This window comes from Cohnella xylanilytica (genome assembly GCF_014212175.1).
Taxonomy (GTDB): Bacteria; Bacillota; Bacilli; order Paenibacillales; family Paenibacillaceae; genus Cohnella; species Cohnella xylanilytica.
This window is the reverse complement of the sequence record NZ_JACJVR010000077.1, coordinates 1-13,006: the sequence shown is the minus strand read 5'-3', so window position 1 is coordinate 13,006 and position 13,006 is coordinate 1. Positions and strand designations below refer to the sequence as shown.

Genomic DNA, 13,006 nt, shown 5'->3' with positions numbered 1-13,006 from the left:
CATGAAGCTTACGATTTTCACCAAAATTGTGCTCGTCATCTGCCTGCTGCTCGTCTCCACGCTGCTGTTGTACTACTTGACGAACCGCTCCAGCGTGCGGCTCATCAAGCAGGAGATCCAGCGCGTGAAGCTGAACGAGCTCACCTTCCTGGCCGGCGACATCGACAACAATTTGTCCAAAATATCGTCCTTCAGCGATTTTCTCGTGCTCGACAAGGACTTGAGGCTGCTCGCGACCCCTTCCTTCCTGGAAGGGGACTTCGAGCTGAACAAGCTGAAGCTGCGGGTGTCGGACAAGCTGAACCTGCTGCACGCGCTGAACAATTGGAACGCCGAATTCACGGTTCTCTATGCGGAGGACAGCTCCGCCTTCTCCTCGCCGTCCTCTTCGTCCTCTTCGTCCTCTTCGCCCTCGTCGGACAAGCCGAGCGATCTGTACCTGGAGACGCACTTCCGCCCGTATTGGCAGTACGAACGGACGGACGGCGGCGCGTACTTGACGTATTATCTGGCGCATCCGTACACGTTCCGCTTCGACCCGAACGAGGTGTCCTATGTCGTCAAAGCCCGGATCGATACGAAGAACGTGCTCGACTACCTGGACCGGGCCAAGGGGACGAACGACAACGGTCCGGTGCTGTTCTCGGCGGCCGGAGACGTGCTGGCTGGCGACGCGGAGAAGCTCCCGTTCATCCGCGAGCTGACCCGGCGGCTTCAAGTCGGGGAGGAGAAAAGCGGCAACCGGCTTATTCGGCTGGGCGGCGAGCACTACCTCGTCAACTTCTCCGCGCTGGGCAACTTCAAAGACTGGTACGTCGCGGACTACACCCCGATAGGCGAGGTGCTGGACCCGATCTACGCCAATCAGCGACTCTACTACTTTTCCAGCGTCTTCTTGCTTCTGTTCAGCATCCTGCTCGCCCTGCTTCTCTACCGGGACGTGCAGATTCCGATCCGCAAGCTGATCTGGGGCGTCAAGAAGATCACGTCCGGCCAATATACGATTACGCTGCGCCAGGAGAGCAACGACGAGTTCGTCTACCTGTTCGACCGCTTCAACGAGATGTCCCGAGAGATTAAAGAGTTGATCGAAAAGGTGTACATGGAGCAAATCCGCTCCAAGGAGGCGAAGCTGCGGCAGCTCCACTCCCAGATCCAGCCGCACTTCCTGTACAACTCGCTCGCGTTCATCAAGAGCATGGCCGAGCTCGACGAGAAGCAGGCCGTCATTGACATGTCCATGAGCTTAAGCCGCTACTTCCGCCAATCCATCAAGTTCGAGAATACGTTCACGACGCTGCGGGAGGAGCTCGAGCTCGTCCGGCTGTACCTGACGATCCAGAGCCTGCAGATGGACCGCTTCGTCTTCTCCATCGACGTCGAGGAGCGGCTGCTCGATCTTCAGGTGCCTCGGCTGCTGCTGCAGCCGCTCGCGGAGAACGCCATCCTGCACGGCATCGAGCCGCTGCGCAAGGTCGGAGACATTCGGATCGCGGGCCGCGCCGACGGGGATTCCTGCGAGCTAAGCGTGGCGGACAACGGCCGCGGCGTCGAGCCCGGACGGCTCGGCGCGCTCCGCAACGCCATCTACTACGGCACGGACGAGAACACCGCCTGGGCCCTGCACAATGTGTACGAGCGACTGAACTCGCTGCTCGGCCCGGACGCCCATATGGAGCTGAAGAACGGGGAGCTGGGCGGACTGAAGGTCACGCTGAGATGGCGAATCGTCCGGGAACGGGAGGGAACGGGGTCATGAGGGGCTGGAGATGGCTGAAGCAGACGGGGCTGTTCGGCCTCGCGATCGTCCTGTTCGTCGTCGTCATGACGTTCTCCTTCCTCTATTGGGAGAATCAGACGGGAAGCCCCGACCGGCCGGAGGCGGAGCCCGAATCCGCGGGACGGCCCCCCTCGTTCGTCGGGGGCAAATACGTACCTCCCGCCGTCCTGACGACCGTCGGGCATCTGTACCCGGACATCAAGTTCAAGAACGGCGAGGATCTGGAAAACAACGTGTTGAACCGGCTGTTCGAGGACCAGCTCGGCATCCGGGTGAACTATCTGTGGACGACGACCGGGGACGAGGACGTCTACATCAACAAGCTGAACACCTCGATCGCCACCGGTCAGCCGCTTCCCGACATCGTCTCGTTCAAGGGCGGGCAAAATTTGTATCCTCTGCTGCGCTCCGGCGCCTTCCGCGACGTCGGCCCCCTCTTCGAGCGGTATGCCTCGCCGAAGTGGAAGGCGGCCATGGCGCAGGCGCCCGAGGCATGGGAGCCGTATACGATCAACGGCAAGAAGATGGCCGTGCCGATCCTCGACGGCAAGATGAATTCGAACGAGGTGCTGTACATCCGTCAGGACTGGCTCGACAAGCTCGGCCTGAAGGCGCCGTCCACCCTCGAGGAAATGGAGTCCGTCATGGACGCCTTCGTCCGTGGGGACCCGGACGGCAACGGCATAGACGACACCTACGGGATTAGCGTCAGTCTCAAAAACTCGTTTTTCTCCTGGATGTCGGATGCCGGCTTCGTGTTCGGAGCCTACGGGGAGATGCCGGACATCTGGAACGAAGGCGCGGACGGGAAGCTGTCGTACGGCTCGGTCCAGCCGAGCGTCCGGCAGGGACTGGAGACGCTCAAGCGCTGGATGGAGCGCGGCTACGTGCCGAAGGATGCCGAGATTCTTGACGAGGTCCAGGCGACGGAAGCCTGGAAGCAGGGCAAGGCCGGCATGATCGTGGCGCCGCTGTGGGCCGCCGGCTGGCCGCTCGGGGACGTGACCTTGAACGTGCCGGACGCCAGGTTCGACGCGTACCCGATCCCCGTCGGCCCGAGCGGCCTGTCCGGGACGCGCGGCACGCCCCCGGAATTCGGCGCGATCGCCATCAACGCGGAGATGGCGAATCCCGAGATTTTCTTCGACTATATGAACTTCGTCTACGACAACTTCGTCGATCCGCCTCCCGGCTCGCCGTATCGCTGGGGCATCGCCGAGGGCTACGACTACGCCAACGTGAACGGCAAGCTGACGTTCCGGGACAGCGAGGCGCCGGGCGGTCTGGCGGACCCCCAGAAGTATCTGCTGAGCCTGTCTCTGCCCTCGGTCCCGAACCTGCTCAGCGAGTCGATCGCCCGCATCAACCGCGGCGCGTCCGGCCAGACGCCGTACGACGTCAAGAACAAGCTGCTGCGCACGCCGCAGGAGCTGAAGGGCTGGAAGATCGTCGAGAGCAACCCCTCCGTCTACAAGACGGACGCCTTCACCGGCGCGCCGACGCCGACGATGGAGCGAATCGGCGACGCCCTCGACGAGCTGCTCCACGACGCGATGCTCAAGATCGTCTACGGGCAGGAGCCGCTGTCCGGCTTCGACCGCGTCGTCGCCCGGTGGCACGAGCTGGGCGGCGACAAGATGACCGACGAGGTGAACGAATGGTACGCCTCGCTGGGGAAGACTCGCTGAACGGCGCTTCCGACTCCGTTTTTTTAAACCGATTTTAACCGCCATCTCCCCTCGCCCTTAAACTCGGCGCGCTATGATTCTATCCGGACGTTCGAATGGAAGGGTCCATCAAGCCGAGAGGGGAACGCTATTCTATGAAAATCAATCGCATGCTCGCGATATCTCTGGCCGCCGCGATCGCCGCGACCGGCACCCTGGCCGTTGCCGCGCCCGCCGTTCGGGCGGCCGGCGACGCCCAGGCCGCCTCCGTCGCGAAGGAGATTCTGCTGCGCAAGCTGGGCGAGTGGATCGGAATGCCGGTCCGCTGGGACTCGAAGGAACGGACGATCGAAGTGGACAAGGGGGCCGAGACGATCCGTTACCGCCTGACGGATGAGGGCATCTCCTCTCGCGAAAGTACCGTGTATATCACGCAGGAGGCGCTGCGTCGGACGCTGGGCATCGAGGCTTCGTGGTCGCCGGACGGCAAGCCGGAGCTCTCTGCCGCGGACGCGGTCACCCGGGCGAACGCGTTCCTGACCCGGCTTCAGAACGGGGACATGGAATCGGCCTATTCGTTCGCCGACGCGCGATTCCGGGAGTCGGCGATTCCTGCGTGGATGCGGCAATGGATCGGGCAGCTGGCCGCCTTCCCGAGGACGTGGGGAACGGTCGCCGCAGACGCCGTGCATACGACCGTCACCATCTCGTTCCAAGGGCCGGCGGCGCCCTTCGACGTCGAGATCCGCCTGAACGGCGACGGCCAGGTGGACGACCTGTACGCGACGGTGCGGGTGGACGGCTACCGTTCTCCGGCGTACGACCGTCCCGAAGCCTATAAGGAGCAGCCCCTCGTCGTCGGCGAAGGGGATCATGCGGTGCAAGGCACTCTGACGCTGCCCGCGGGCGAAGGACCGTTCCCGGCCGTCGTGCTCGTTCAAGGCGACGGCGAGCTGGATGCGGACAGCACCGTCTACGCGCAGAAGCCGTTCCGCGACCTGGCCGTCGGACTCGCCGGCCAAGGGATCGCCGTCCTGCGCATGCCGAAGACGACTCGCGAACACTTCGTGCAGTTGTCGGACCGTTATACGATCGACGACGAGTTCGCGGACAACGCTCTGCTGGCCGCGGAGCTGCTCGCGCGCAACCCGGCCATCGATCCGAAGCGCGTCTACGCGGCCGGCCACAGCCGGGGAGGCTGGATGATCCCGCGCATTCTGGGCGACGACGCGAAGAAGCGGTTCGCCGGAGCGATCGTGCTCGCCGGCGCCGACCCGCGCTATTCGGAGATCGAGTCGTACGATCATCCCGAGCTGGGAGGCATGATCTCGGCGGAGGAGCTGACCTTCTACCGCGAGCAGCTGAAGCTCGTGAAGGAGCCGGGCTTCGATCCGGCGAACCCGCCGCAGACGTTCCAATTGCCGCCCAACGCGTACTGGTGGGCCGACATCGCCGGCTACGAGCCGGCGGAGGAAGCGAAGAAGCGCGACGTCGACATGCTCGTGCTGCAGGGAGAAGAGGACTTCCAGGTGCCGGCTGTGAGCCTGCAAGGCTGGAAGGAAGTTTACGCGGGACGCGCGAACGTGGAGTACCGCTCGTATCCGAAGCTGACGCACCTGTTCACGGAAGGCAAGCTTGAGGACGGCATCCAGAGCTATCTCCGCCCGGCCAACGTCGATGAGCGGGTGATCGACGATATCGCGGATTGGATCGGAGAGCGGGCGCGCTAAGGGCTACGGCAATAAAGCGCTAAGGCGTTAAGAAGCCTGAGAACGACAGTAGGAACGAACGTAGGGCGGAACGAAGGACGGCGAATGTAGAACGGAACGAAGGGCGAAAACGAAGCGGAACGAGCATCGGCCCCGGGCGGCAGGCGCCGGGGTTTTATTGCGGGCGCCTTTGAACTTGGCTTTTCCATCCTGTAACGACTGGCGGTATAATGGATAAAAATACCACATTGTGCGTCTAAGGAGGGAAATGGTTGAGAAATCGGGCGTTCGTCGTGCTGATTATCGTTGCCTTTTTGCTCTTCATCGGTTTTTTAGCTTATTATTTCAATCAACCTGATCCAGTATTCGGCAACGATGAGGAGTCCATTGCGACTGTAATTAACTCCATCAAGGGATACGAAGATAAGTCGATCGAAATCTTGGAGATCGAAGATTTAGACGATCAAAGAATGGTAGGATTTCTGTCCGACCATAATCCGGGTTTTATTCAATTTCAAAAAAACAAAAACGGGAACTACTTGTGGAAACATATAGAGGTTAGGAACAATGAATCGTTCAGCATTTTCATCATTCCTGGTTTTCAAAGGTTTATGATCGTTACCAATAACGAAAACAAAGTGGCCAAAATGCAGGTAAATATAAACGGACAGCAGCTTGAGCAGCCGTTTACGCCTTATCAATCAAACGTTGCCTGGGTTCGCTTACCGGAAACGGATAGAAGCGATTATGAATTTCGAGATTATAAGTACTATGATCAAGACGGAAATTTACTCAACGATTCTTGAAAAACCTCCTCCCTCAGAGGCCGCTTGAACGCTCTAGAGGGGCGTCGTCGTCCGTCAACACTTTCTTGAGCAGCCCAATCATCCTCGCTTCGATCGCGGGATCCCGAATCGGCTCCTTCTGCTAGGGGTCCCGCTCGAGGTCGAACAGTAGCGTCCCGTACAGGTGCAGATGACCGCAGGAGGTTTTCGATATGTGCCTTAGCCACTGCGCTACTTTTACTCATTCCCTCGATTTCCCGCCAATTTGACTCAGCCATTGAGCTACTTTTGTCCTTTTCCCGGCTTTTCCACTAATTTGCCTCAGCCACTGAGCTGCTTTTCTCCCATTTGCCGGATTTCCGCACGATGCGGAAGCGACTTTCCTAAACGCCGCTTCCGCCCAACAAAAAGAACCGAGCCCACGGGACCCGGTTCCTTCGCTTCTCGATCCAAAAAAACGTGTCAGCCGCCCAGCCCGGCCTTGACCCAGCCCGCAACCGTGACGGTGCGCTTCGCCTGATGCTTGACCGCCGTCTGCACGTCCTCGAGCATCGAGCCGTCCTGCTTCTGGGTGACGCTCGTTCCGTACGGGTTGCCGCCCGACGTGAACGCCGATGGATCGGTGTACCCCGGAGCCGCGATAATCGCTCCCCAATGGCAGAACGTCGTATGCAGCGCCAGAACCGTCGCTTCGTGGCCGCCGTGCGGGTTGCTCGCGCTCGCCATCGCGCTGACGACCTTGTCGGCGAGCTTGCCTTGCGCCCACAAGCCGCCCAGCGTGTCGATGAATTGCTTCATCTGGCCGGGAATGTTGCCGAAGCGGGTCGGCACGCTGAAGATCAGGGCGTCCGCCCACTCGAGGTCGGCCGGAGTCGCCACCGGCACGTCCTTCGTCGCCTCGGCGTGAGCCTTCCAGGCCGGATTGCTGTCGATCGCCGCTTGCGGAGCCAGCTCCTGCACCTTGGCCACCTTCACCTCGGCGCCCGCTTCCTTGGCCCCTTCCGCGGCCCATTGGGCCAATTGATAGTTCGTTCCGGTCGAGCTGTAATAGATGATCGCTAGTTTGACGTTCGCCATATCCGGGCGGACACTCCTCTGCAAGTGGTTTACACCTCCATTGGTATGTCCACAATCGGCAGGCGCCATTCCGGGCGTCTTATCGCTCCCCCCGCGAAGCCGGCAAGTACACATCGACGCAAGTCCCCTGGCCCGGATTGCTGGAGATCGACATTCTTCCGCGGTGGGAAGAGACCAGCTTGCTTACGATCATCATTCCCAGTCCGTGCCCGTTCGGCCGGGTCGTATGGTACGGTTCCCCGATGCGCCCCAGTACCTCTTCCGACATGCCTTCCCCGTCGTCCTTGAACCGGATTCTCTGGAAGGGTCCGGCGGCATCCAGCTTCACTTCGATGACGCCTCCGTCCGGCAGAGCCTCCAAGGCGTTCCGAAGCAGGTTGAGGAACACCTGCTTGATCTGGTTGCGGTCGCACCGGATCGCGAGGTCCCGGACGAACTCCCGGCGAATCTCGACGTTCGCGGCGGCGGCCTGGAACTCGAAGACGCTCAGAACCTCTTCCAGAATCGTCTGGCAGGACTCGTCGCGCAGAACGGCGGCCTGCGGCTTGCCCATAAGGAGCAGCTCGCCGACGATCAGGTTCATCCGCTCGAGCTCCGACAGGATAAGCCCGAAGTGGCGGGGCTTGGAGTCCGCGCTGGACATCTGGAGCATGCCCTTCACCGTCGTCAGCGGATTGCGGATCTCGTGGGCGATGCCGACCGCGAGCTGGTTCGCGAGCAGCAGCCGGTCGTTCTGGTCCCGCAGCTTGAGCTCCCGCTCCACGGAATCCGCCACCGTCGACAGGATCGCGAGCAGGTGCGGATGCGCCACTTCGATATCGGTCATGAACGAGAGGGTTCCGACGATGGAACCGTTGGCCTCCCTCCAGGGAACCGTGCAGCATACCAACCGGTGGAGCACGGTATGGTAGTGATCCTCTCCGATCAATTGCACGGGCTCCCCGAACCGAAGGCAGAGCGTGACGGCATTGAGATCGTACTCGTCGTCGAACCGGATTCCCTCCTCGAATCCGAGCTGGCGCACGGTACCCATGATCGCCGCGTCGCCCTGGAACGCAAGAAGGTAGCCCTCGTTGTCCGACACCCCGATCAGAATCGGGCTCCCGGATACGGAGGATAGAAATTTATCGACGAAGTAGCGAATGACTTCCAAGTCTTCCCTATACGTCTCGAGCCGCGCTTCCAATTGCTCCGGCGTATACCGGTCCTTGTACCCGGGCAGCAGGTCCGGGTTCACTCCGCGCTCGCGAAGATTCCGCTTGAGCTCGGACAGGATCGATTTGTCTATCATCTGACGAGATCATCCGATCTTTTTATAAGTAGAAATAGGAGATTCCGAGTGCTTCACATAAGCTTTCAACTATGATAACACGGATATCGCCGGGGGTTAAGAGGAATGCGATGAGGTAGGCATTACGAATCAGGGAGTAAGATAGTCTCACACGAAAGCTGTCGATCTGTGTTTCCCTATGGGTAATTTCGCCATAACGAGATAGGCATTCCTGATTATCTTCTAACAAAAATGCGAGGAGTGATAGTCACGAACCTATCTTCCTATTATATTAGTAATGTAATCATACATATATTGGGAGGATGATGTTATACGTGCGACACCGATCTCGTTCCAAGTTCGGCAAGTTGATCGTATCGTCGTTGACGGCCAGCCTTCTGGCGCTGCCTCTTCAAGGCGCTCTGGCCGCCGCGGCGGACGCCGGTTCGACGCTTAAGCTGAGAATTCTGGAGACGACGGACGTTCATACCAACCTCTTGTCCTACGATTACTACAAGGACGCCCCCTCCGACACCGTCGGCCTGGCCCGCACGGCGAACCTGATCAAGGCCGCCCGCCAGGAAGCGAAGAACACGTTCCTGGTCGACAACGGCGACTTGATCCAGGGCACTCCCCTCGGCACGTACAAGGCGATCGTCTCCCCGCTGAAGGACGGCGAAGTCCACACGGTGTACAAAGCGATGAACCTGATCGGCTACGACGCCGCCACCCTCGGCAATCACGAATTCAACTACGGGCTCGACTTCCTGGACCGGGCCGTCAAGGGCGCGAACTTCCCTTATGTGAACGCGAACGTCTACATCGACGACAAGGACGGCAACCCGAACAACGACGTGAACCGCTTCGAGCCCTACAGGATCATCGACAAAAAATTCACCGACGAAGCCGGCCAGGAGCAGACGCTGAAGATCGGCGTGATCGGCTTCGTGCCCCCGCAGATTACCCAGTGGGACAAGTCCGCTCTGGAAGGCAAAGTCATCGCGAAGGACATTGTCGCGACGGCCGAGAAGTTCATTCCCGAGATCAGGGCCAAGGGAGCGGATCTTGTCATCGCAATGGCCCACTCCGGATTCAACGGCAACGCGGCTCCGAATGTCAACGCCGAGGACGCCGTCCTCCCTCTTAGCAAAGTGCCGGGGATCGACGCGATTACCTTCTCGCACACCCACAAGGTGTTCCCGACGGCGGACGAGAAGTCCCTCGACGCTCTATTCAAGGGGGCGGACGGCAAGCCGCTGCCGGGCGTCGACAACGCGAAGGGCACGATCAACGGGGTCCCCGCCGTCCAAGCCGGCTATGGCGGCAACAATCTCGGCATCATCGATCTGACCTTGGAAAAGCAGGACGGCAAGTGGAAGGTCGCAAGCTCCCAATCTTCCACCAAGGCGATCTACGACGCGGCCGCCAAGAAACCGCTCGTCGAAGCGGATCCCGCGATCGTCGAAGCGGTGAAGGCCGATCACGAGGCGACGATCGCGTACGCGAACAGCCCGATCGGCTCGACGACCGCGCCGATCCACAGCTTCTTCGCGCTGGTGCAGGACGACCCGTCCGTCCAGATCGTCACCAACGCGCAGAAGAAATACGTGGAAGAGTACGTGAAGGCCAACCTGCCCGAATACAAGAACGTCCCGGTTCTCTCCGTCGGCGCGCCGTTCAAGGCCGGGCGCAACGGACCGGAGGAATTCACCGAGATCAAGACGGGCCCGCTCGCCATCAAGAGCGCGGGCGACCTTTATCTCTACGACAATACGCTGAAGGCGATGCTGGTCAAAGGCTCCGTCGTCAAGGAATGGCTGGAGATGACGGCGGGCAAGTTTAATCAGATCGACCCGAACAAGAAGGAAGAGCAAGAACTGCTCAACCCTTCCTTCGCGGTTTACAACTTCGACGTCATCGACGGCGTGACGTACCAGGTCGACGTGACGAAGCCGGCCAAGTACAAGCCGGACGGCACGATAAACGACGAATCGTCGAGCCGGATCGTCAATCTGCAGTACAACGGCAAGCCGATCGATCCGAACCAGGATTTCATCGTCGCCACCAACAACTACCGCGCGGGCGGCGGCGGCAACTTCCCGGGCGTCAAGAGCAGCAAGATCATCATCGACTCCCCGGACGAGAATCGCCAGATTCTGATGGATTACATCCGCGCCCAAGGCTCGGTCAACCCGACCGCCGACAACAACTGGTCGATCGCTCCGGTGTCCGGCGACGTGAAGGTGACGTTTACGTCGTCCCCGAAGGCGGCCGACTACGCGGCCGCGACGCCGAATATCCGCTATACCGGCAAAACGGACGACAAGGGCTTCGGCATCTACACGATCGACCTTAGCGGCACGGCGACGGCTCCGGGCACAGGCTCCGGCAGCGAGCCCGGCGCGGGATCCGAGACGCCGGCATCCGGTACCGCGTTCGCGGACGTTCCCGCCTCCCACTGGGCATACGAGGCGATCGGCGGCTTGAGCGCCAAGGGCATCGTCACGGGCACGAGCGCGACGACGTTCGATCCGGGCGCTCAGCTGACGCGCGCGCAGTTCGCTACCCTGCTCGTCAAGGCGCTGAACCTGACCGCGAAGGGCGCGCCGACGTTCTCGGACGTTCCCGCTTCGGCCTGGTACGCGGACGAAGTGGCGGCCGCCTCCGAAGCGGGACTCGTCGGCGGCGTGAGCAAGGACGAGTTCGCCCCGAACCTCGCCATCACCCGCGAGCAGATGGCCGTCATGCTCGGCAATGCCATCCAGCTCAAAGGCGGCACGATCGCCTCGGCCGGCGACGCCGGGTTCTCGGACGCCGCCGCCATCAGCGCTTGGGCGAAGCCGAGCGTGAACGCGGTCGCCGGACGCGGCCTTATGGCCGGCAGCGGCGGCAAGTTCAGCCCTCAAGCGACGGCTACTCGCGCGGAAGCGGCTCAGGTCATTTTCACGCTCATAACGCCGGTCTCGGTTCAACTGCTCGGGATCAACGACTTCCACGGCCAGCTGGATTACAAGAAGGACGTGAAGGACGCCGAAGGCAAGGTCGTCTCCACGCTCGGCGGCGCCGATTACTTGGCCGCCTACCTGAAGCAGCGGGAAGCGACGAACCCGAACACGCTGCTCGTCCACGCCGGCGACGCCGTCGGTGCGAGCGCTCCGGTCTCCGCCCTGCTTCAGGACGAGCCGACGATCGACTTCCTGAACCGGCTCGGCTTCGACGTCGGCACGCTGGGCAACCATGAATTCGACCGCGGGGCCGAAGAAGCGCTCCGGCTCATCCACGGCGGCAAGAACCCGGTCAGCGGCAAGGACTTCGCGGGAGCGAGCTTCCCGTACGTCGCCGCCAACGTGCTCGGCAAGGACGGCAAGCCGCTGCTGGACGCCTACGTCGTCAAGGAAGTCGGCGGCGTCAAGATCGGTTTTATCGGACTCGTCACGAATATTACGCCTACGATCGTCCGGGCTTCCAGCATCGAAGGCATCACCTTCACGAACCAAGTCGAGGCGGCGAACAAGGCCGTAGCGGAGCTGAAGGAGCAGGGAGTCGAAGCGATCGTCATTCTGGCCCACGATCCGTTCGAGGGCAAAGCCGACGCCCCGACGGGCGAAGTCGTCGATCTGGCGAACGGAGTGGACGACGAGGTCGATGTGATTTTCGCCGGGCATAACCATGGCGGCTTGAACAAGGTGATCGACGGCAAGCTCGTCACCGAGGCTTATTCGTACGGCACCGCCTTCTCCGACACCGACCTGACGATCGACCGCGCCACGGGCGACATCGTCTCCTCCAAGGCGGAGATCGTCGACGTGAAGCGAGAAGGCATTACGCCGGACGCCGAGATCGCGAAGATGATCAAGGACTACCAGGAGCTCAACGCTCCGACGATGAACAAGCCGGTCGGCAAGACCGACGCCGCCATCACCCGCACGGCGAACGCCGCCGGCGAGTCGGCGCTCGGCAACCTGATCGCCGACGGCATGCGCGAGGCGATGAAGACGGACTTCGCGTTCATGAACTCCGGCGGCATCCGCAACGACCTGCCGGAGGGCAGCGTCACCTACGGCAGCATGTTCAGCATCCAGCCGTTCGGCAACGTGCTGGTGAAGATGACGCTGACCGGCGCGCAGATGAAGGAGCTGCTCAACCAGCAATGGGGAGCGGCTTCGACCAAGATCGGCCAAGTGTCCGGCTTCACGTACAGCTACGACGACAGCAAGCCGCTGGGCGAGCGGATCGTCGAGATCAAGAAGGCGGACGGCACGAAGCTGGACGACGCCGCGACGTACACGATCGTCGTGAACGACTTCATGGCCACCGGCGGCGACGGCTACACCGTGCTGACCAAGGGCACGAACCGCGAAGCCGGTCCGGTCGACCTGGACGCCACGATCGAGTATCTCAAAGCTAAATTCGGAGACAGTCCGATCTCGGCCAAAGTCGAGAACCGCATCGCCAAGGTCAATTAACGGTTTTAACTCTTAACCGGATAAGGGACAGCCAACGGCAACGCCCTCGTCGTCTTCGGACGGCGGGGGCGTTTTTTTTTTCGCGGCCTACTGGGACTCTCGTATCTCTAACATACGATGCTTCCGTCGTTCAGCCAAAGTGCCGCCAGCCGCCCCCACTAACTTACGTTTCTTCCGTTGCACAGCCCAACTCTCGCAATCCGCACCTTCTAACTTACGTTTCTTCCGTTGCACAGGCCAAATCTCGTATGC

General features: G+C 61.1%; 7 protein-coding genes. 5 read left to right on the top strand and 2 right to left on the bottom strand.

The genetic code is table 11. The features are described from left to right. Position 1: 1 nt before the first annotated feature. The 4 genes from H7B90_RS19850 (at position 2) to H7B90_RS19835 (ending at position 5,962) form a co-directional block, all read left to right on the top strand. Positions 2–1,759 carry a sensor histidine kinase gene (locus H7B90_RS19850; protein WP_185137637.1) on the top strand — a complete coding sequence of 586 codons (1,758 nt, stop codon included), beginning with the start codon at positions 2–4 and terminating at the stop codon, positions 1,757–1,759. Continuing rightward, positions 1,756–3,468: an extracellular solute-binding protein gene (locus H7B90_RS19845; protein WP_185137636.1), complete on the top strand. Its 1,713-nt coding sequence runs from the start codon at positions 1,756–1,758 to the stop codon at positions 3,466–3,468. The genes H7B90_RS19850 and H7B90_RS19845 overlap by 4 nt, the downstream gene beginning before the upstream one ends. A 134-nt stretch (positions 3,469–3,602) precedes the next feature. Continuing rightward, a complete protein-coding gene (locus tag H7B90_RS19840; protein ID WP_185137635.1) occupies positions 3,603–5,177 on the top strand; it encodes an alpha/beta hydrolase family protein in 1,575 nt (524 codons plus the stop codon). Between the two features lie 251 nt (positions 5,178–5,428). After that, on the top strand, positions 5,429–5,962 hold the full coding sequence (locus H7B90_RS19835; RefSeq protein ID WP_185137634.1) for a hypothetical protein: 534 nt from the start codon (positions 5,429–5,431) through the stop codon (positions 5,960–5,962). A 441-nt stretch (positions 5,963–6,403) separates the two neighbouring features. On the opposite strand, the gene wrbA is transcribed toward H7B90_RS19835, so the two are convergent. Both wrbA and H7B90_RS19825 read right to left on the bottom strand, forming a co-directional pair. After that, complete coding sequence (wrbA, locus tag H7B90_RS19830) at positions 6,404–7,018, bottom strand: NAD(P)H:quinone oxidoreductase (protein ID WP_185137633.1); 615 nt, start codon at positions 7,016–7,018, stop codon at positions 6,404–6,406. Positions 7,019–7,097: 79 nt separating this feature from the next. Continuing rightward, complete coding sequence (locus H7B90_RS19825; protein ID WP_185137632.1) at positions 7,098–8,309, bottom strand: ATP-binding protein; 1,212 nt, start codon at positions 8,307–8,309, stop codon at positions 7,098–7,100. Positions 8,310–8,623: 314 nt separating this feature from the next. Between H7B90_RS19825 and H7B90_RS19820 the strand changes: the two genes are divergently transcribed. Beyond that, complete coding sequence (locus H7B90_RS19820) at positions 8,624–12,754, top strand: bifunctional 2',3'-cyclic-nucleotide 2'-phosphodiesterase/3'-nucleotidase (RefSeq protein ID WP_311772768.1); 4,131 nt, start codon at positions 8,624–8,626, stop codon at positions 12,752–12,754. Positions 12,755–13,006 lie beyond the last annotated feature (252 nt).